The organism is Streptomyces sp. NPDC093598 (assembly GCF_044764825.1).
Classification (GTDB): domain Bacteria; phylum Actinomycetota; class Actinomycetes; order Streptomycetales; family Streptomycetaceae; genus Streptomyces.
Genome location: NZ_JBIWIV010000005.1, coordinates 229,717 through 249,774, shown reverse-complemented (window position 1 = coordinate 249,774; position 20,058 = coordinate 229,717). Strand labels below are relative to the sequence as shown.

The following is a 20,058-nucleotide window of genomic DNA, read 5'->3' as shown; positions in this document are numbered from 1 at the left end:
GTTGAGGACCCCCAGGCCTCGGCCGTACTCGAGTCGGTGCCGTCGGCGAGGAAGCGGTGTCGCGTCGGCGAGCCGGGCGGCGTCTCCGTGACGGGGGCGATGGTCTCGGCGGCCACCGTGTACTGGGTGTTGTCGTGAGACGAGAGGGACCTGGAACGGGGGCAGCACCGGGGGCCGCATCAGTGCGCTCGCACGCCCTTGCGCCGAGCTGTGTTCCGTTGCGCCGCCGTCGGGGACACCATTCCGCCGCCACCACCGCGACACGTGTGCCACCGCGCAACGCGAGCGTCCGCACCGGGCTACTCCGTGCCGTCCGCCGCCAGGCGCTCCGGCAGCCCGAGCCGAGGGAACTGGTCGTCGTGGAACGTGACGATCTCGGTGATCGCCCCGCCGGTGACGCGCAGGACGTCGATCGTCAGCGGCAGGTACGCGCCCTCTCGCTTCCGCCAGAGGTAGAAGGCGACGGCGGGCTGCCGGTTCACGGACGTGGGGACGGCGCGCAGGCCCTTCATGCCCTCGAAGCCGCTCTCGACCCAGTCCTTCACCACTGCCTCGCGGCCGACGTACAGGCCCGGCGTGGGCGGCATCGAGCAGCGGACATCGTCCCGCAGCATTGCTGCGAGCCTGTCGACGTCCGTGGCCACGCTTGCATCGGTATAGCGGCGCACCAGCTCGCGCGTTCCGGCGTCCTGTCGGCCGCCGGTCCAGTCCTGCCGCTCGGCGGGCAGGTGCTCCCGCATGCCGGCGCGGGCCCGCTGCAGCGCGCTGTTCACGGAGTTGACGGAGTCCCCAAGGGCCTCCGCGACGTCCTTCGCCGGCCAGCCGAGCACGTCCCGCAGGATCAGCACGGCCCGAGGGCGCGGTGCGAGGTGCTGGACTGCGACCAGGTACGCCAGCTCGATCGTCTCCCGCGCGACGGCGACGGTCTCCGGCTCGTCCGCGTCGCCCGCGGGCAGCTCGTCGAGCAGCCGGTCCGGGTAGGGCTGCAGCCACAGCACCTCGCCGCCGGTCGCGGGCTCCGGGCGGCACTTGGCGAGCAGGTCCAGGCAAGCGTTGGTGGCGATCCGGTACAGCCAGGCCCGGAACGTCGACCGCCCCTCGAAGGTCTCCCGCCGCCGCCAGGCACGGAGGAACGTCTCCTGCACGGTGTCCTCGGCGTCCTCGAACGACCCGAGCATCCGGTAGCAGTGCACGTGCAGCTCCCGCCGGTATCGCTCCGCCAGCCCCGAGAACGCCGGCTCGTCGACCTCGTCCAGCCTGCTCTCGCCCAGACCGCTCATGCCCAGCTCCTCCAGCCGCGTGTCCGCACTCATCACGTCAACCTTCCGCCTCGTCGTGTCCCGTCGTAGATGTGACGGGTACGGGCGCGAAAACTCATCACCAGGCTCGGACGGCATGGCTGAGCGTTGCTCATCCTGGGTAGGCCGGGTTTCGACGTGGTGGAGAACGAGGATGGTCGGCATGATCGCGGTCGTCCGGGAGGGGCCGATGTCTGGTCGACAGGTGCACGACCCTTCCCTGCCGCGGCGTCGCGGTCCACAGTGGAAGCAGCACTACCGCACACCGGAGGCCGTCATGCTCGTCCTCGGCATCATCCTGCTGGTCGTCGGCTTCGTCACCGGCATATCCATCCTGTGGACGATCGGAATCGTCCTCGCGGTCATCGGTGCAATCCTGTGGATCATGGGCTCCATGGGACACGCATTCGCCGGCCGGCGACACTACTGGTGACCGTCCTCCTAACCCGCACCATTAACCGCCCGGGCGCGGAACATGACCTCATACAGCCGCGCGCCGGTACATCGACCACAGGCGGCCCATCGAGGTCGGCCCGAACAAGCACGGACTACTGCTGCTCCTGATTCCACGCTCGGGCCCACTCCCCCATGAGTGCCGGGGCCAAGGCCCGGCACCAGCGTGTGCCGGGCCTTGGCCGCTGTCATAGCCGCCAGGGCCCTCTCACTGCTCGGCGTCCAAGACGAGTGAGAGAACCGTCCCGTCCGGCGTCACCCATCAATCGGCTCTCGACACCGCACCGCGAACCAGGGGCCTGCCCCACGCTGCCGCAGCCGTGGCAGCAGCCCTGCGCTCCCGGCCGGAGCGCAGCATCAACAGGGCCGCAGGCCTGCGAAATTGCGGCGCACCCATATCTGTTCCGTGTCGCCGGCCCGGTCCCGCAGCACGTAGCGGAGACGTTCCCCGAGCTGGACCACGTGGTGATCGGCCAGACGGTGGTCTACGGCAACGTTGTGAACCAAGCGCATCTGTCCGGCCTGCTGACCCGCTTCCCATCGTGCGGACTGCTGATCACTGGAATGCGGCCACGCCCCTCATGGCCGGTCTGACAAGCCGATCGCTTCGACTGCGGCCGCACCCTCCCGTCCCACTCCGCGCTCCCAGGGGGTCCCGGCCGGTGACGTCCCCGGCCGGGTCGTCTTGCCGGGCGATCCGGGCGCTGATGCGCTCGCCGACCGGCTCACGCTGCGCTTCGAACCTCTGAGCGACGGCCAGACGATCTCCCACGGTCTCAGTCAGTCAATGGCGTCACCGACTTTCCGCCCGGTCAGCCGTACATCGCCACGCGGTACAGAGTCACAAGCGCGTCGTCGATGGGATGGGGCTGCGGCTTGCCGGAGGAGTCGAGCTTGTTCCACCTCTGCAGGTTCACCGCGACGGACATCTGACGCTTGCCGTCGGCACGGGTCATGGCCAGCGCTCCACCGCCCCAGACCGTGCCGCCGTGGCCCCAGAAGATGCCCTGGCCGGGACCCTCCATCGGGTGCAGACCGAGGCCGTAGTCGATGGTCTTTCCCTCTTGGGAGACGACCGGGACGGTGCGTTGCATCTGCGCCAGCGACGACGGACTGACGATCTCCCCGGCCAGCAGCATGCGGAAGAAGCGGTTGAGGTCCGTGACGGTCGATATCAGCGAGGCCGACGGCCCCACCCATGACATGTCGTAGACGCTGTAGTCGCGCGGCGGGTCGATCATGCCGAACCACGCCTCGTAGAGCTGGGAGTGCGACCCGTTGACGTACGGTCCGGCGGGAAGTTCGGTGTCCTGGAGCCCGGCGCGCTCGATGACGTTCCGGGTGATGTATAGCTCGGCCGTAGTGCCGGTCACCTGTTCCAGGAGTTGGACCAGGAGCAGGTAGTTGGTGTTGGAGTACACCCCCGGAGTACCGCCCGGGGCTCCGACGGCAGGGGCGGTGACCCCCATCTCGATCAGTTCAGCGGGGTCGAACCGCGTGAACCGGTGGTCGTCCAGGCTCTGGGGCCCGGTGTCCGCGAGGGCCGGGTACGCCTTGAGGGAGGGGTAGGCGTACGGGAGGTACTCGGCGAGGCCGCTGGTGTGGTTGAGCAGCATCCGGACCGTGATCGCGTCACCGCGTTCTCCGGGAACCAGCTTCGGAAGGTACCGGCTGATCGGTGTGTCGAGACCGATCTGACCGCTCTCGACCTGCTGCAGCACCGCGGCGGCGGTGAAGGTCTTGGTGATGCTGCCGACGCGGTGCCGCATGTCGGCGGTGACGGGACGGCCGGTGGCGACATCGGCGACCCCGGCGGCGCCGCGCCAGACCTGGTCGCTGTCTCGCACCTCGGCGAACAGGCCGGGCATCCCGGCGCGGTGGACGTTCTCGATGGCCGCGTTCAGTGCCGCGCAATCCAGTGGGTTCTTCACGTCATGCGTCCTTTCAAGTTCCCCGGGGTGAGCTCCGCATCGGTCGCCTGACCCGGACAACAGGGCACGAGTGGCGTGCCGGCCCGTCCGGCACGCTCATGCCCTCATTATGCACGCGGTGCGTGCAACACCAAGTGCATGGTTTAGGCTGAGGTGCGGCGAGAGGAGCACGATGGCAGGCCGAAGGCGTTGGTCAACCGAAGAGATCCTGGACGCGGCGGCGGAACTGCTGCGCACGAGCGACGCGGATTCGTTCAGCGTGCGCAAGCTGGCTGCGGCCCTCGGGACCGATTCCTCAAGCCTCTACCGGCACTTCCGTAGCAAGACCGAACTGCTGCGCGCGGTCGCCGACCGGATTCTTCTGGCCGCGATGGACGGCTACCACCCCGAGGGCGACTGGAAGCAGCGCATCACGTCCCTGGCCCTGCGTGTGAGGGAGGCCTTCGGACGGCAGCCCCAGCTCGCCGCGGTCTGGGGGCGCTACGCATCAAGCGGCACCGGTTCCCGGCTGGTCATGGAAGAGGTGCTGCAGGCCCTGCGCGCGTCGGGGCTGCCCGACGAGGAGATCCCGGCGCGTTACCACCGGATCGCGGTCCTCATCGCCGCGTTGATCGCCTCCGAGGCCGGGGTCAGCACCGTCACTCCCGGGGAGCACGAACAGGGCATGGAGCTGTTCCGCGTGGCGGTTCTGGGCGCCGACCCCGAACACTTCCCGGCCCTGGCCCACTTCGCCCGCGACGTCCGTCCCCTCGGGGCGGATCGCCGCGCCGCGTTCGAGGAGATCCTCGCCGCCCAACTCTCCCACATCGAGGCCGCGACCCGCCCGAGCTAGCCGACCGGCTCGGGAGTGTCAGCAAACGACCGAATGACGACGGTCACGGCTCGCCTCCCATGAACCTGCACCTTCCGGGACGCCGAGGCCCGGCGCTGATCCTGTCGATCCGATGGTGGTTGGCTGAGGCAGGCAGGGTTTGACGACAATCGAGTTCGCAGCCGTCGATGACCGCACCGCATTCGCCACCTCGATGCCCGGCCCCACGCCGGGGGCTCCCCATGGCGGACCATGATCACAAGGTGCGGGGCGCTGACCTGCGGTGTCTCATGAACGAGCGCACCGGTGACGAGGTCGAGTCCGGCGACATCGTCAAGGGCTACGAGGTGGGCGAGGGCGAGTACATCGTCGTGGAGCCCGAGGAGCTGGACGCGATCGCGCCGGGCCGCTCCCAGACCATCGACATCACCGACTTCGTCGACCTGGAGGTAATCGAGCCGGTCTACTTCGACCGCACCTACTACCTCGCCCCGCGCGGCAAGGAGTACACCAAGGTCTACGAGCTGCTGCGGGCGGCACTGGCTCAGTCGAACAGGGTCGGCGTCGCGACGTTCGTGATGCGCGGCAAGCAGTACCTGACCGCGCTGCGGGCGGAGGAGAGAGTCCTGGTGCTCCAGACCCTCCACTGGGCCGATGAGGTCCGCGACCCGGGCAAGGAGCTGCCCGAGCTGCCCTCCGGCCGGGCGAGCAAGGGCAAGGAGCTGGACATGGCGCTCCAGCTGGTCGACTCCCTCGAAGGGCCGTGGAACCCGGCCCGCTACCGCGACACCTACCAGGAGAAGGTGCGGGAACTGGTCAAGGCGAAGGCCGAAGGCCAAGAGGTCGCCGCGGCCGAGGAGGCGCCGGCGGCCACCGACGTCGTTGACCTGATGCAGGCGTTGCAGGGCAGCATCGATCAAGCCCGCGGCAGCCAGAAGTCCACCCGGCCGAAGGCGAAGCAGTCGGAGCTGGCGCGCAGGACGGCGCGGAAGCCTGCTGCCAGGACGGCGAAGAAGTCGGCCGCCCGGAAAGCGCCGCCGAAGAGGGGACGCGCATCGACCGATTCCCGCAAACAGCACGGTGCCGGCAAGAGTGAGCTGCGGCAACTGAGCAAGGCGGAGTTGTACCAGCGGGCCACCGAACACGATGTCCCCGGCCGGTCGAAGATGAGCCGCGAGGACCTCGTCGACGCTCTCGCCCACCCCGGTCGCCGCCGCAAGAAGAGAGCCGCCTGACCCCGCGCTCACGACGTGGAACCTGCCCGAGAAGGTGAGCCTGGGGCGCGGGTTGGTGGTCGGTGAGGTGCTGGTCAGCCGAGCGGGTTGGTGGTGTTGCGCAGCCAACGGGCAACCAGCCGCTGCGCCCACACCTCGCGGAGTACGGTGACGGCCACCGTACTCCGCGGGCGGGTGCGAAGCCGCGCGTCGAGGCCTCAGGGCATCATCTCGTACGCTCCCGACAGAGCCTCGACGCGCTGCCAGACGCGCTCCGAACGCGCCGTGTCGACGACCGGGCGCCGGACCGCGTCCAGCGCCCAGAGCTGCTGCTCCTCAGTCGCGGAGTCCTTGCCGTGCAGTTCGACCGCGTGCGCGGAGAAGTCCCGGACGAGGACGGCGAACAGCTCGTCGAGGACGTCCTCGTCGAGGCTCGTCAGGGCTGCCTGCTCCAGGACCAGTTGCCCGTGGACGACGAGCGCGAAGAGCTGCCCGACAGCGAGTAGCAGGTCGAGGTCCCGGCTCTGCTCCTCGTCAGGCGCGACCGTGAGTACGAACTCGCAGAGCGCGTCGGCCTGTTCGCGGAACCGGGCGACGTTGGACAGGTGGCCGTATGTGTCGAAGGCCGGCCGCCAGTCGTGAAAACGCACCGAGCCGAGGCCGCGGGCCGGGCCCTGGCGGAAGAGGAAGACGTCGTCGGCCGCGTCGAGACGGGTCGGGACGGGCTCGTACGCGACCGGGTCGAGGAGGTGGTTGCGCATGAACTTGAGGATCAGCGCCAGGTTGACGTGGACGGTGCCCTCCAGCTTCGGCAGGCCGCGGATCTCGACGGCGGCCTGGGCGAAGTAGTTGTCCTTCTCGAAGCCCTTGGCGGCGATGACGTCCCACATCAGGTCGATGACCTTCTCGCCCTCGGTGGTCACCTTCATCTTCGTCATCGGGTTGAAGAGGAGGTAGCGACGGTCGTCGGGGCCCGCGGTGCGGAAGTAGTCGACGGCGCGGTCGCTGAACAGCTTCATGCCGACGAGCCGGACGTACGCGTCGGTCAACTCGCGCCGCACGTGCGGAAAGGCGGTGACCGGGCGGCCGTACAGGATGCGGTTCTGCGCGTGGGTGACGGCCTCGTACATCGCGTGCTCGCAGATGCCGATCGAGGCGGTGCACAGGTTGAACTTGCCGACGTTGACCGTGTTGAGGGCTGCGTCGAAGGCGGCGCAGCCGGTGTGCAGGACGTCTTCCGGGGCTACGGGGTAGTCCTCGAGGCGGAACTCGCTGACGTACTTCGAGGAGTCGACGACGTTCTTGACCAGGTGGTACGCCGGGTGGCGGCTGTCGGCGGCGAAGAAGACGTAGCCGTCGGGACCCTCGACGTCGGTGCGGCGGCCGAAGACGGAGACGAGCCCGGCGGCGTTGCCGTTGCCGATGTAGTACTTGGAGCCGGTCGCCCGGAAGCCGCCCGTGCCGTCGGGCTCCATGAGCATGTCGGTGGAGTAGATGTCGGCGCCGTGGGCCTTCTCGGACAGTCCGAAGGCGAACACCTCGCCCTGGCCGAGCAGTTCGGCGGCGCGGGCACGGGCGGCGGGGTTGTCGCTCTGCCAGACGGGGCCGAGGCCGAGGATGGTGACCTGCCAGGCGTACCAGTAGTCGAGGCCGTAGAAGCCGAGGATCTCGTTGAGGGCGGCGATGCGGGCGGTGTCCCAGCGCTTGTCGCCCTCGCCCTCTCCGGCGGCGGAGGCGGGGGTGAGGAAGGTGGCGAAGAGCCCCTCCTTCGCGGCGAAGGCGAGGAAGTCGCCGAGCCAGGCACGGGTCCTGTAGTCCTCTATCAGCCGGCGCTTGCCCCGCTCTTCGAACCAGTCGACGGTGGCGCGCAGCAGCCTGCGGGTCTCCGGGTCGAAGTGCGCGGGGTCGTATGTCCGCGGGTTGAAGAGCAGCGCGTCGGTCATGGGTGCCGCCTTTCGGTTTGGAAGGGTGAGGGTGGGTCCGGGCAGGGGTCCCGGACGGGTCTGCTGGGCCGGTCAGCGACCGGTGTCGAAGCCGGCGAGTGTGGCGAGGACGTCGTCGAGCCAGGCGATCATCATCCGCTCGTAAGCGATGCCGCCGCGCAGCACGACGTGCTGGAGTTCCCGTTCGGTGTCGAGAGGGACGTGCGCCGGGGTTTTCTGGAAGTCGCGGGCCTCGCCCGCGAGGTAATGGGCGAGACGGTCCGTGTGCGCCTGCCGGTGCCGCTCGACTTCGCCGATGAGGGCGGCCGGATCATCGAAGGCGGCGCCCCGGACCTTCACCGCCAGGTCGTGCCGCACGCTTTCGGGTTCGGTCGGTTGGTGGAGCCACGCGGAGAGCGCGTCCCGTCCGGGCCTGGCGACGGAGTACTCCTTCTTGTCCGGGCGCCCGTACTGCGGGACGTCCCGGACGTTGACCCAGCCGTCGGCCTCCATGCGCTTGAGCACGCGGTAGATCTGCTGGTGGGTGGCGGTCCAGAAGTACCCGATGGACCGCTCGAACCGCCGGGCCAGCTCATAGCCGGACCCCGGCTTCTCCAGCAGGGAGACGAGGATCGCGTGTTCGAGCGCCATGTGCACGATCTTGCTATGCACCTTGTTGCATAGCAACGCTGATGCGGTGAGACACGGCTCACCCGGTGCAGGTCGCGTAGATCATTGCCGACGGCAGCATGCCGGGGCCGAGCAGCAACCCGGCCGGGCGTGCTAGGTCCTGTCCGGCCGATCATGTCCGAAGCCAGATGATGGTTGCTGCGGCGGTGACGGTTCCCAGGTAGACGTATGCGCGCTTGTCGTACCTCTTGAGCTTGTTGATCGCTCGTTCCACGGTGTTGCGCTTTTTGTACCGGTCCTTGTCGAAGCCGGGTGGGCGACCTCCTGCCCGGCCCCGGCGCACGCGGTACATGGCCTGGTCGGTCTTCTCGGGGATGACGTGGCGGATACCTCGTCGCCACAGGTAGCGGCGGGTCCGGCGATTGCCGTATGCCTTATCGGCGCTCACGCTGTCTGGTGTGGTGCGCGGGCGGCCCCGCCCTAGTCGAGGCACCCGAATGCGTTTTATGACTGGCTCGAACTGCGTGCAGTCCGCCCGCTGGCCTGCCGTCAGCAACAGTGAAAGCACGCGGTAACGTCCGTCGGCACTCAGGTGGATCTTGGTGGTGAAGCCTCCTCTGAGCGACCGAGCGCCTCACCTCCTGCACCACCGCAGGATGCCATTGACCACCTGGCGGTGATCGCGCCACCGCGCGCAGCGGTTGTTGCCCGTGGGCAGGAGCGGCTCCAGACGTCGCCACTCCGCCTCTGTCAGATCCCCCCGACCAGTCACGCAAGAGCCAACGAACCGGTGGGCTACATGGGTACGGTCAGCACCTGCGATGCCACCACGCCAACTCCGGGTCTGCCATCGGCTCGTGATGCGTTCGCCCGAGGAGCACCACGTCCAGTCGCTCCACCTGCACCCGAAGTTCGCTGGCGGCCCTTGGCGGAAGCATGAACAAAGCATCTTGCAGCTTGTCCCGGGCCCAGCCCTCGCCGCAGCAGGGGCAGGTGAACTCAGCCTCCCACCGCCTCCGCCGGCGCCTCGTGCCGTGGACGCGCACGGACCACACGCTCAGCGCCACCGCCACGATGCCCGGAGATAGTCGCTCCCGTTCGAGCACACGGACAGCGGCATTCGCCGCTCCCGACAGACCTGGGACATCGCGATACCGAACCCACGGTCTATCCCATCCACGTTCCCGCGGCCGAAGTGAAGCTGGTGTTCTACGAGGCACGGCCCCTTCGGATGCAAGTCATGGACGGCATCTTCCCACAACCCAAGATCGGCCGGACAGAACCTAGGCGCGCTGTGTGGAGGAACCGGCGCCATGGACCGCGACGCCGGATCCCTCTCCGCCCACCGCGGCGCACGCTGTTCCGCTGGTGTCATGCGCTAGCCAGACCTGCGACACCGCCGACGACCGCTTTTCTGGCGGGCTGATCACCCGCAGCGGACCCCGCCGAGTGCGAAGGGGCGGACGGCAGAGAGAGGCCGAGGTTCCCTCACTTCTGGGTGACAAAGCCCACCGCACCCCAACCATGATCATAGGGAGCAAAACGCCCCTCTCGGCGATGTGTGCACACCAGCCAGGCATTAGCTTTACGACTTCTTCATCACTCTCAGACCATCTGACCAAGGGTCGAATGCACACCATGCACATACCACCGCCCGTTCCGGGGGAACGGGGTACTTCGCGCGCGCTCAGACGCCTGCCCCGCACCACTGCTTTGATCACCCTGTCCCTGACCCTGCTGAGTGGGGCGGTCCTGACGACGCCCCGGCCGGCCGTCGCGGCGACACCCGCCGTGAACGAGCCGTCCGGGACACTCTCCGCTCCTGACGTGCCGTCCGCCCTCGCCGAGGCGAAGCGTTCCGGTAAGCGGGTGGAGGCGCTGTCCGAGCGCACCGAGACGTCCACCACCTGGGTCAACCAGAACGGCTCCCTGACGAGTGAACTCACCGCCGGTCCCGTACGGTTCGACCGGAACGGCAGCTGGGTCACCGTCGACACCGATCTCACCGAGCGCCGTGACGGTACCGTGGCGCCGAAGGCACACCCCGCCTCGCTCACCCTCGCGGGCAAGGGCGGGACACCCGCCTCCTCCCTCAGCGCCGCCCGCAAGGCAGGTGCGCGCGACCTCGTCACCCTCGGCGAGGGCGAGCGGCAGGTCACCCTCCAGTGGAAGGGCGGCCTGCCGCAGCCCGAACTGGACGGCAACCGTGCCACCTACCCCGATGCCGTCCCGGGCGCCGACGTCGTCGTGGAAGCCACCCGTACGGGATTCGAGCAGTACGTCGAGATCAAGCAGCGCCCGTCCACGAAGGACTACGGCTACACGCTTCCGCTGCGTGCGGAAGGACTGCGTGCCGAGCAACAGCCCGACGGCAGCGTGCTGTTCACGGACCGCGAGACCGGCCAGGAGCGGGCCGTCATGCCTGCCCCGGTGATGTGGGACGCGACCGTCGACGAACGGTCCGGCGAGCACACCCGCCGCGTACCGGTGGCGATGCAGGTGAAGCAGCGGGGCTCCTCGATCGACCTCGTGGTCACGCCGGACGCCTCGTTCCTGGCCGACCCCACCACGCGGTACCCGGTCACCGTCGACCCCTCGACCTCCGTCCTCAGCAACGTCTTCGACACGTACGTCCAGCAGGGAGAAGCCCGCGACTGGTCCACCGACACCGAGCTGGACTTCGGCAACCCGGGCACGAAGAACGCCAACGGCACCCCGCGCACCGCACGGTCCTTCATCACCTGGGGAACGGCCCCCCTCGCGGACGCCCTGGTGACAAGCGCCGAGCTCAGCCTGTGGAACTTCCACTCGGGCAACACCGACTGCAAGGCCCAGCCCTGGGCGGTCTGGTCGGCCGACAAGGCCTCGCTCTCGAGCCGCTGGACGTCCCAGCCCACCCTGCACACCCAGCACGCGACGTCCACCGAGACCAAGGGCAATCCGAAGTGCGGCGCGGGCGGCTGGATCAACGCCGATGTGACCTCACTCGTACAGACGTGGGCCTCCGCCAAGGCGCCGCAGTCCAGTATGGGCCTGAGGGCCGCCGACGAGTCCGTCGTCGGGCAGTGGAAGCGGGTCAACTCCGCCAATGCCACCAGCAATCCGCCCAAGCTGACGGTCACTTACAACTTCCGTCCGCGGTCGGGCAACAACCGCCAGGCCGGCCCGCCCTTCACCGAGGACGCCTCGGGCACCTGGCAGGTCAACACCACGACGCCGACACTGCGGGACACGTTCTCCGACAAGGACGGCGACCGCGTCACCGGCACCTTCGAGATCGTCGACGCGGCGACCGGCAAGCGGGTCGGAGACTACCTCGTCTCGCCGCGAGTCGACTCCGGGCGAGCCGCGGCCGTGACCGTCCCGGACGGCACGCTCAAGGACGGTGCGACCTACCGGTTCCGCACCAGCCCCTACGACGGCTCGCACTACAACCTCGCCTGGTCCGACTGGGCCACCTTCACGGTCGGCACCGGGCGCCGTCCCGGCGGTCTGCCGGACATGCCGCAGGCACTGGAGTCCGGAGCCACGCAGTCCCTCACCCCCCTGCTGTCCGGGCTGGTGTCCAGCCCCGAACAGGGCCGCGTACGAGCCGAGTTCGTCCTGCGCGACGCCGACGGCAAGCAGCTCCCCGGGGTGAGCGTCCCGGAGGCCTGGGTGGACAGTGGCCAGCGCGCTGCGGCACGCGTCCCCGAAGGCGCACTGCGCGCGGGCACGACGTACCTCTGGGCGATGCGTGCCTGCACCGACCAGGGCTGCTCGGCCTGGTCCTATGAGCAGGAGTTCACCGCTACCGACGCAGGCGACCCGAAGGCACCCGACACCACATCCGTCACCCTCACGGGCCCGTCCCTCGATGACGCCACGGTGCCGGTCGGCACCAAGGCCTGCGCGGACGGCGGCTGCCCCGCCGTCACCGACGGCCGGCTGACGCTGGGCGGCGGCACCGACGGTGAGCGCGCCGCCTGGCTCAAGCCGGACCTCGGCAAGGTGCCGGAGGGCGCCAGGGTGACGCGGGCCCGGCTCGTGCTGACTCCGGTGGAATGCGGCACCGGCACCTGCGCGCAGCGGCCGGTCGAGGTGTACCAGCTGCATGAACCCTGGGCCGCCCCGCGCACCGGAACCGGCCTGCTGGACGTGCTGGACGACGCCCCGTTCATCGAAAGCTCGCTCGCCGACACCCAGGACCTCGCGCCACTGGTGCAGTCCTGGATCGACGAGCAGGCGGGCGAGGGATTCGCGGTGCGGCTCCCCGCCGCCGACACCGCGTCGGCCGTCTCCTACCACTCAAGCCGCAGCGCGGACCCGGCGAAGCGGCCGCAGCTCGTCATCACCTACGTGGCACCGACCGCGCCCGGAGCCCCGCAGGACCTGCGCGTGACCGCCGGTGACGGCGGGCTTCTGGCGACCTGGAACCCGCCGCTGGACCTGGGTTCGTCGACGGACGGCGCGGAGTACACCGTCGTCGTCACCAAGACCGACGGCAGCGAGGCCGCCAGGGCCACCACCCGCGACGCGCACATCGTCGTGGACGGACTGAAGAACGGCACCGCCCACCGGGTGACCGTGACGGCGCGCACCCCGCATGGCACCGGTCCCGGCACGGCGTCGGAAGCACTCGCCCCCGTGGCCGTTCCGGGCGGCGCGGCCACCTACCGGGAGATCGTGCAGCAGTACGTGGATGCGCGTAGCGCCATCCTCACCGACAAGCATCCGACCGCCGCGGCGGCCCTCGCCGCGAGCTCGCACGGGACCGCGTTCCAGGACCTGCTCGGAGCCCAGGCCGCGGACCTCGCGGAGGCCAGGGACGTATTGGCCCAGCGCGGTCAGCGCTACACCGAGATGACGACGAAGCTGTCCGACGTCCTGGTCGGTGTCGACGACAACGGGACGGTGTTCCTGCGCGCGGTCCTCGAGGACGCGGCCGTCCTGACGGGCGGGAACCCGACGGACCCGGGCGACTCGGGCGGTGAGCCGGAGGAAGGGCGGCGGGAGCAACGCTTCACCTTCAGCACCAACAGTGGCGCGCCGATCCTCCACGTCGAGGCGGACGCCCCTGCGGTGGAAACGGTGCTCTCGGCGTCGGCTTCGGCGGCCAACGGCCTGGAGACCACCGACGCCTCACTGGGTCCAGTCAGCGAGGTGCCCGACGAACCGATCGCGCTTGGCGCGGACGGCCTGCCGATCGAGGAACCCGCTCCGGCCGTCGAGAAGTCGGCACTGCGCGTCAAGCGCGCCGCCGCGCAGGTGTCCGGCTCCGGAACGGTCAAGTGGGCCTCCCGGAACGTCAACACCCGCTGGGAATACGGCCAGGACTGCACCAACTTCGTGTCGAAGGCGCTGTATCACGGTGGCAAGATGAAGACCCGCCACGGCGGGCGCAAGCACGACCGCGCCTGGTGGCAGCAGTACTATCTCTTCGGCAAGATCAAGAACAAGAGCTACACCTGGGCCGGTGCCGAGAACTTCCGCCGTCACATGATCCGCTACCGCGGGGCCAAGCACGTCACGGCCCTGTCCGCCAAGCCGGGAGATCTGGTGCTCTTCAAGTGGAAGCGGGAACGGGGCTACAACCACGTGGCCATCGTCGAGCGCAAGCGGCACGGGCTCCAGCTGATCCAGCACGGCAGCTCCAACAGGACCAGCCTCGCGGCTGCCATCCTGCGGTACCGCGGCAAGCCCAACTACATCGAGCGGGTCACCATCCTCCGTCCGAAGGCGAGGTCTTGACCATGGCACGGAAGACAAGGCTCACCCGCCTCGCGCTGGCCGGCGTCCTCGCGGGCGGACTTGTGACGGGCTGCACTTCGGACGACGCGTCCCTGACGTATCAGACGGACTACAGCAATCACCGACCGCTGCGGGTCGTCGGCTACCCCTCCACGGGAAGTCTCGAGACGGTGCAGAAGGCCGTGTGGCGGCTCGCCGACGGTGACGCCGACGGGCTGGCCGCGCTCGCCGTCGACGACACGCAGGCCGATGCCACGGCCCGCAACTGGGTCAAGGCCTTCGGCGCCGCCGCCAAGGGAGACGTGACGGCGGACTTCTACGACGAGGGTTCCGTACGGCAGGTCGTGGTCCTGTACTTCGCCAAGAGCGGCCAGACCAAGGACATCGAGGCCCGCATCGGCGAGGACGACGCCTGGGGACTCACCCTCGCCGAGCCCGACCCGGCCCAGGCGACGGCCAAGCCCACATGGGCCCCGCCGAAGCCGGGCGGCTCCGGTTCCCGCACGTCCGGCACCCCGTCCGGGAGTTAGCGGTCACCTGCCCCGCAACGCCCCTCGAGGACCGCACTCCGAACAACCGGGTGCGGTCCTCCGCATCTCATGGGCGGGCCGGAAACCAACGGCATGGAGAGCGCGGCCGGATGCGCTCACAGATCCGGCCGCCCCCCTGCCGTGCCGGCAGATACGCAGCCAGTTCGAAGGTGGGCGACGTGGGGCGCGTCAGTCCAGCACCACCACGACCTGCGGATCACCCGGCTGCCGCTCGCTGGCGGCGACCAGTCACCGTGTCCGGCGACCGCAACGCCTCCCGAACCGGGCTGCCCACCGAAGCGACCTACGACGCTGACACCAGGTGTTGGCTGAAACATCAACTCATCACACCTGAAACACAGTTGTCGCCCATCCTTCTGGTTGGCAGACTCGCCTGGCCGACGGAAACACGCGGACAAGCGAGCGAACACGCACGTGGGAAGCATCACGTCGGCGGACGGGGCTTACGTCATCTCACCAGGGGGAACATCCTTGAACCTCAGCCTGCCCAGACGCGTCCTGGCCCGTGCCACCGCCACCCTCGCGCTGGCCTTGGCCATGGCCACCGGCACCACCGGCCTGCTCTCCGGCACCGAAGCGCACGCCCTGCCGGTCACCGAGGGCTCCTTCAGCTTCAGCGGTGACGAGGGCGACTACATCAGCGGCGGCGAATCCTACGCCTACGCGACGGCGTCCCAGGACCGCATGAACGTCTCCGGCGACACCGACAACAGAGTGGTCACCGTCTCCGTCGACGGAGCGAACGGCGACTGGTGGACCCTCAACCTCGGGGCGCCGTCCGGCAAGGCCCTGACGCCGGGAACCTACACGGGAGCCACCCGCTACCCGTTCAACGACGGGACCGAACCGGGCCTGTCGCTCAGCGGCAACGGCCGCGGCTGCAACCAGCTCACCGGCACCTTCACCATCTCCGCAGTGGAGTTCGGCCCCCTGGGCTACGTGAAGAAGCTCGACGCCAGCTTCGTGCAGCACTGCGAGGGAGGCACCTCGGCCGCGCGCGGCGAGGTCCACATCGAGAACCCGGCCCCGCCGGCCGAACTCGGCCTGGGCCTCGACATCGCCCTGGCCGGCACCGCGAGCTCCCTCAACGGCAAGGCCACCTTGCACGGCACGGTGAGCTGCAACAAGCCGGTGCAGGTGACTGTGGCGGGCAACGTCACGCAGGTGAAGAAGCGGGACCTCATCCGCGGTTCCTTCTCCACCTCGGTGTCCTGCACCCCGGGCGCCCCGGTCGCCTGGACCGGTACGGCCGCACCCACCGGCTCGGTCCCCTTCCAGAAGGGGGACGTCGAGGTCGAGGGCCGTGCGACGGCGACGGACCCGGACTACAACCAGCCGGTAACGGTCAGCGAGACCGTGGCGGTCCGCCTCACCCGGGTCTGACCCCCACGCCCTGACGCACAACCACAGCCACACCGCCCGGCCCGGGCCCCATCCTCTCGAGGAGCGGGGCCCGGGCCGGGTCGCGTCGCGCGGCCCCCGGCGAGCCGGGCCATCCGCCCTCTTCGACATCCGCCCACGGGACCTACCGGCCCAAGGCAAACCCCGCACTCGACGTTACGGGCGGGGTTGCAACACCTCCAGGGCGCCGGTCTGGGTGTCGTAGCTGCGCAGGGTTGTGAGCCGGATCGACATCGGCGGCTCCGGCAGCAGCCCAGGGATCCGCCGGTCGGCGAAGGCACCGGCCCGCCGGGTCCGGCCGAGGGTGATGTGCGGGGCCCAGCGCCCGGGCTGGTGTAAGGGATTGAGGGTCTCAAGCGGGCTGTCCGAGACCACCGCCTCCCACACCCGGCGGTGCAGCCCGGCCAGCGCGGAGTCGAGCTCCAGTGCCCAGGCCAGCACCGAGGTGGGCCGCTCGAAGCGGACCACGCCGGTGCACCGCACCGTCAGCGGCAGGGCGGCGGCCACCTCGGCGAGTTCCCAGCGGATCGGGGCGGTCAGCTCCGGGCAGGCGGCCAGAGTGATGTGCGGGCTGTTGGTCGGTGAGCGGTGACGCGCCTGACTGGGCAGCCCCGCGTCCGCGAGCCGCCGCCAGGCCTCCTGGACTGCTCGCTCTGCCGCCTCATCCAGCAAGAGCTCGACCGTGCGCACCGCCGCAGCCTACCGACGATCACTTGCCCGACCCCGCCGACCGGGCCGTCAGCCCGACGGCTCAGCGGATACCCCCGGCGCGGCAGCGCGGCCAGTTGCTCTCAACTACGCCGACTACACCGCTCGCCAGCCCCGAAGTGGCTGACTAGCAGGGCCTGACGTACCAGACGGGGGTCCAGTCATAGCTCGCCACGCTGAAGGGAGCACCGAGGGTGACGTCGATGACGGTGCGGTTCTGGTTCTTGAACAGCGCTTGGGTACCGCGCGTCTGGTTGTTGTAATAGGAGCCGTAGCCGGTCCAGTTCTGCAGCGCGTGATCCTGGCAGTGGAAGAGGGCGAGTCGGTCACCCATGCCGAGTTGCTGACGGTACATGCAGAAGTACTCGTAGTCGCACTCCCATTGTGCTGCGGCACGGCTTGCGGCCGGTGTGCTCAGCTCACGCACGTACTTCTCGCCGGGAACGGTGACCGTCAGCCTGGCACCGTCGGCCAGGAGGATCTCGTTCGCCGAGACCTGCCGTCCGTCCTGGCGGGTGAGGTAGCGGTCCACCTTGGCCTGGAGGGCGTCGGCTGTGTCTCGGCTGAGGCCGGCAGCGCGGGCCTGTCCGTCGAAGGCCGTCTGGGGTCGTGTCGTCTCCGCGGATGCCGGTCCCGCCAGTCCCACGGTCAACAGGGCCGCGGCGACAGCTGCGAGGGATGCGTACCGCTTGAGTATGGACATGCCATTCCCTTCTTGATGGAGCCCCGAGTACAGCTTTGCGTGCGGTTCTGACGTGACATGACGTGAAGCGCGCCGGTGAACCGGTGGGCCCATACGCCGGTGCATTGCGGTGTGTCGGGAACCTATCCGGCCTGTCCTCCAGTGTCTTCCTGACACATGTCAGGAAGACACTGGAGCAACCAGCCGGCTCTCGCACCGCTGAGCGCGGACATGGCATCCGGGTCGATGTGCCGCCGCTGCGCCGCACCGGCACCCGAGCGGGGGACATGCGGCGTTCGACCGCGTCCGGCTCCGCTCCGGTGGGTGAAATCTCCACCGCCCGTACACATGACCGCCCTGACGGAAGGTTGCCTGCCATGCCCACTCCGCACTGGCTCTTCGGAGATCAGCTCGGCCCGCACTTCCTCACCCCCGCCGGTGAGCAGGGCCCCGACCGCGGGGCGCCCGTGGTGATGATCGAGGCGCGGTCGGTCTTCCGGCGCAGACGTTTTCACCGCGCCAAGGCCCATCTGGTGCTCTCTGCGATGCGGCACCGCGCGGCGGAACTGGGTGAACAGGTGACGTACGTGCGGGCGGAGACCTATCGCGAGGGCCTGCGCCGCGCGGTGGGCGACACACCGGTGACCGTATGCCACCCCACCTCGTACGCGGCGCTGCGGCTGGTGCGGTCCCTGCCGGGAGTGCGGGTGCTGCCCGCCCGCGGCTTCCTGGTCGCGCACGAGGAGTTCGCCGGCTGGGCCGAGGGGCTCGGTGGGCGGCGGCTGCTCCAGGAGAACTTCTACCACTGGGTGCGCGAACGGCACGACCTGTTGATGGACGGCGGCCGCCCGGCCGGGGGCCGGTTCAACCACGACCATGACAACCGCGAGCCTCCGCCGCGGGGCGCCACCGCACTGGGCCTGCCGGGGCCGTACCGGCCACGGGAGGACGACATCGACGCCGGGGTGCGCGAGGACCTCGACCGGTGGGAGCGCGAGGACGGGGTGCGGTTCGTCGGCCGCGACGGCCTCCGCCTCTTCCCCGCCACCCGGCGTGAGGCCCTGTCGGCGCTGCGCCGCTTCGTGGCGCACCGGCTGTCCTCCTTCGGGCCGTACGAGGACGCGATGCTGGCCGGCGATCCGGTGATGGCCCACAGTCTGCTGTCGTCCTCGATGAACCTGGGCCTGCTGCACCCCGCGGAGTGCGTGGAGCATGCCGAGCCTGCCTGGCGGGAGGGCGCCGTCCCCGTGAACAGTGCCGAGGGGTTCGTCCGGCAGGTCGCGGGCTGGCGGGAGTACGTCTGGCAGCTGTACTGGTATTTCGGCGAGGACTACCGGCACGGCAACGCACTCGGGCACACACGGGATCTGCCGGCCTACTTCAGCGAACTCGACGCGGACGCGGTCACCGCCCGCTGCCTGGCCGGGGTGCTCGCCCAGGTCCGTGACACCGGATGGACGCACCACATCCCCCGCCTGATGGTGCTCGGCAGCCACGCCCTGCAGCGCGGCTGGGACCCGGCCGCCGTCACCGACTGGTTCCACCGCTGCTTCGTCGACGGTTACGACTGGGTCATGCTGCCGAACGTGGTCGGCATGTCCCAGTACGCAGACGGCGGCCGGATGACCACCAAGCCGTACACCTCCGGCGGCGCCTACATCCACCGCATGAGCGACCTGTGCGAGGGCTGCGCCTTCCGGCCCACCGACCGCACCGGTCCGCGCGCGTGCCCGTACACCACCGGGTACTGGGCCTTCCTGCACCGGCACCGGCACCGGTTGTCCGGCAACGCCCGAATGCGCCGCGCGGTGCAGGGCCTGGACCGGCTCGCCGACCTCGACGAGGTGCTGCACCAGGAGCGGCGGCGGGGCGACGAGGCACCGTGACGAGGCCGCACGACAACAGCGGGAAGCTCCGCCAGGGCAGCGGCCACAGCCCCCGACCACAGACACTCCCCTCGCGGAATGGCCAACTCCAGTCAGTCAGTGAGCCACGTCGGACTATGGTCTGATGCTTCGGTGCCATCGGATCTCGTCTTCGTGCCATTGGTCGGTCGGTGTGAGCCCGGCTGCGGTGGCGACGGCGGCGGATGCCCGATGGTCGGGGCGAATGTGGGCGATGACGGCGTGCACCGGCCGCCGGCTCAGCCAGTCCACGAGTCCTTGGGCTGCCTCGGTGGCGATGCCTCGTCCCTGCCACGGGGTCCCCACCACCCAGGCGATCTCGGCGATGAGGCCGCGACCGGAAGGGCTGACAGTCGCCTGGACGGTGCCCGTCAGGCAGAGCTCGTCACGGAGCCGCACCACCCAGTTGAGCCAGGAGACGGCCGGATCGGGAGAGCCTGCGGTCATGCGCTGGTAGCGCGAGCGCAGGGTTTGCGGAGTGTCCGGCGTGCCTCCGATGAAGGTGTGGAGGGCCGGGTCGGACAATACGGCGGCCATCTCCTCGGTGTGCTCGACGTGCAGTGGCAGCAGGTCCAGCCGCCTGGTGCTGATGGCATGGGCCTTGAGGGTGCTCACGCTGCGACCGCCTTGGGCCGTACGCCGGCCGCGAACTGGGCCTCGGGGCGGGATGGTCGAACCGTCGGCCCGCACCAGCGAGGGCTCCTCGGGGGCCGAGGGTGTTGGCTCCGCCGACTCGTCGTCGGCAAACTCGTTGCCGGTTACGGTCATTGTCCGCCTCCTGGTCCGTCTTGGCCAAACTCCAGGGCGGAGGCGGTGCTGCTTG

At 69.6% G+C, this 20,058-nt stretch carries 14 protein-coding genes and 1 pseudogene; 7 read left to right on the top strand and 8 right to left on the bottom strand.

The window, feature by feature from the left end:
• Positions 1 to 299: 299 nt before the first annotated feature.
• A complete protein-coding gene (locus ACIRDU_RS19745) occupies positions 300 to 1,313 on the bottom strand; it encodes an RNA polymerase subunit sigma-70 (RefSeq protein WP_403581165.1) in 1,014 nt (337 codons plus the stop codon).
• A 262-nt stretch (positions 1,314 to 1,575) separates the two neighbouring features.
• Here ACIRDU_RS19745 and ACIRDU_RS19740 point away from each other — a divergent pair, with 262 nt between their 5' ends.
• On the top strand, positions 1,576 to 1,731 hold the full coding sequence (locus ACIRDU_RS19740; RefSeq protein WP_403581257.1) for a DUF6131 family protein: 156 nt from the start codon (positions 1,576 to 1,578) through the stop codon (positions 1,729 to 1,731).
• An 832-nt stretch (positions 1,732 to 2,563) separates the two neighbouring features.
• Here the strand turns inward: ACIRDU_RS19740 and ACIRDU_RS19735 are convergent.
• Entirely contained in the window at positions 2,564 to 3,682 is a 1,119-nt protein-coding gene (locus ACIRDU_RS19735) for a serine hydrolase domain-containing protein (protein ID WP_403581164.1), read from the bottom strand.
• 172 nt (positions 3,683 to 3,854) lie between these two features.
• Between ACIRDU_RS19735 and ACIRDU_RS19730 the strand changes: the two genes are divergently transcribed.
• Positions 3,855 to 4,514: a TetR/AcrR family transcriptional regulator gene (locus ACIRDU_RS19730; protein WP_403581162.1), complete on the top strand. Its 660-nt coding sequence runs from the start codon at positions 3,855 to 3,857 to the stop codon at positions 4,512 to 4,514.
• A 269-nt stretch (positions 4,515 to 4,783) separates the two neighbouring features.
• Positions 4,784 to 5,728, top strand: coding sequence for a Ku protein (locus tag ACIRDU_RS19725; RefSeq protein ID WP_403581160.1), 945 nt, complete (start codon positions 4,784 to 4,786; stop codon positions 5,726 to 5,728).
• Positions 5,729 to 5,925: 197 nt separating this feature from the next.
• On the opposite strand, the gene ACIRDU_RS19720 is transcribed toward ACIRDU_RS19725, so the two are convergent.
• The 3 genes and pseudogenes from ACIRDU_RS19720 to ACIRDU_RS19710 all read right to left on the bottom strand — a co-directional run bounded on the left by ACIRDU_RS19720 (position 5,926) and on the right by ACIRDU_RS19710 (position 9,031).
• Positions 5,926 to 7,650 carry an acyl-CoA dehydrogenase family protein gene (locus ACIRDU_RS19720; RefSeq protein ID WP_403581158.1) on the bottom strand — a complete coding sequence of 575 codons (1,725 nt, stop codon included), beginning with the start codon at positions 7,648 to 7,650 and terminating at the stop codon, positions 5,926 to 5,928.
• 72 nt (positions 7,651 to 7,722) lie between these two features.
• Positions 7,723 to 8,280 (bottom strand): PadR family transcriptional regulator, encoded by a 558-nt coding sequence (locus tag ACIRDU_RS19715; RefSeq protein ID WP_403581156.1) that lies wholly within the window; start codon positions 8,278 to 8,280, stop codon positions 7,723 to 7,725.
• A 151-nt stretch (positions 8,281 to 8,431) separates the two neighbouring features.
• Positions 8,432 to 9,031 (bottom strand): annotated as a pseudogene (locus ACIRDU_RS19710) (IS5 family transposase).
• 950 nt (positions 9,032 to 9,981) lie between these two features.
• Here ACIRDU_RS19710 and ACIRDU_RS19705 point away from each other — a divergent pair.
• The 3 genes from ACIRDU_RS19705 to ACIRDU_RS19695 all read left to right on the top strand — a co-directional run bounded on the left by ACIRDU_RS19705 (position 9,982) and on the right by ACIRDU_RS19695 (position 15,923).
• Positions 9,982 to 13,989, top strand: coding sequence for a DNRLRE domain-containing protein (locus tag ACIRDU_RS19705; protein WP_403581256.1), 4,008 nt, complete (start codon positions 9,982 to 9,984; stop codon positions 13,987 to 13,989).
• A 2-nt stretch (positions 13,990 to 13,991) separates the two neighbouring features.
• Positions 13,992 to 14,519, top strand: a complete 528-nt coding sequence (locus tag ACIRDU_RS19700; protein ID WP_403581155.1) for a hypothetical protein — start codon at positions 13,992 to 13,994, stop codon at positions 14,517 to 14,519.
• Positions 14,520 to 15,011: 492 nt separating this feature from the next.
• On the top strand, positions 15,012 to 15,923 hold the full coding sequence (locus ACIRDU_RS19695) for a hypothetical protein (protein ID WP_403581153.1): 912 nt from the start codon (positions 15,012 to 15,014) through the stop codon (positions 15,921 to 15,923).
• Between the two features lie 174 nt (positions 15,924 to 16,097).
• Here the strand turns inward: ACIRDU_RS19695 and ACIRDU_RS19690 are convergent, their stop codons facing one another.
• Positions 16,098 to 16,631, bottom strand: a complete 534-nt coding sequence (locus ACIRDU_RS19690) for a 2'-5' RNA ligase family protein (RefSeq protein ID WP_403581151.1) — start codon at positions 16,629 to 16,631, stop codon at positions 16,098 to 16,100.
• 145 nt (positions 16,632 to 16,776) lie between these two features.
• Positions 16,777 to 17,352 (bottom strand): hypothetical protein, encoded by a 576-nt coding sequence (locus tag ACIRDU_RS19685; RefSeq protein WP_403581149.1) that lies wholly within the window; start codon positions 17,350 to 17,352, stop codon positions 16,777 to 16,779.
• 356 nt (positions 17,353 to 17,708) lie between these two features.
• Here ACIRDU_RS19685 and ACIRDU_RS19680 point away from each other — a divergent pair, with 356 nt between their 5' ends.
• The gene (locus ACIRDU_RS19680; RefSeq protein WP_403581147.1) at positions 17,709 to 19,217 is read left to right on the top strand and encodes a cryptochrome/photolyase family protein; all 1,509 of its coding nucleotides are present in this window, start codon (positions 17,709 to 17,711) and stop codon (positions 19,215 to 19,217) included.
• 114 nt (positions 19,218 to 19,331) lie between these two features.
• On the opposite strand, the gene ACIRDU_RS19675 is transcribed toward ACIRDU_RS19680, so the two are convergent.
• The gene (locus ACIRDU_RS19675; protein ID WP_403581255.1) at positions 19,332 to 19,850 is read right to left on the bottom strand and encodes a GNAT family N-acetyltransferase; all 519 of its coding nucleotides are present in this window, start codon (positions 19,848 to 19,850) and stop codon (positions 19,332 to 19,334) included.
• Positions 19,851 to 20,058: the final 208 nt, after the last annotated feature.

Coding starts and splice junctions, on each gene's coding strand:
- ACIRDU_RS19745 (WP_403581165.1), bottom strand. CDS start 1,313: ATGAGTGCGGACACGCGGCTGGAGGAGCTGGGCATGAGCGGTCTGGGC.
- ACIRDU_RS19715 (WP_403581156.1), bottom strand. CDS start 8,280: ATGGCGCTCGAACACGCGATCCTCGTCTCCCTGCTGGAGAAGCCGGGG.
- ACIRDU_RS19725 (WP_403581160.1), top strand. CDS start 4,784: ATGAACGAGCGCACCGGTGACGAGGTCGAGTCCGGCGACATCGTCAAG.
- ACIRDU_RS19680 (WP_403581147.1), top strand. CDS start 17,709: ATGCCCACTCCGCACTGGCTCTTCGGAGATCAGCTCGGCCCGCACTTC.
- ACIRDU_RS19720 (WP_403581158.1), bottom strand. CDS start 7,650: ATGACCGACGCGCTGCTCTTCAACCCGCGGACATACGACCCCGCGCAC.
- ACIRDU_RS19700 (WP_403581155.1), top strand. CDS start 13,992: ATGGCACGGAAGACAAGGCTCACCCGCCTCGCGCTGGCCGGCGTCCTC.
- ACIRDU_RS19685 (WP_403581149.1), bottom strand. CDS start 17,352: ATGTCCATACTCAAGCGGTACGCATCCCTCGCAGCTGTCGCCGCGGCC.
- ACIRDU_RS19740 (WP_403581257.1), top strand. CDS start 1,576: ATGCTCGTCCTCGGCATCATCCTGCTGGTCGTCGGCTTCGTCACCGGC.
- ACIRDU_RS19730 (WP_403581162.1), top strand. CDS start 3,855: ATGGCAGGCCGAAGGCGTTGGTCAACCGAAGAGATCCTGGACGCGGCG.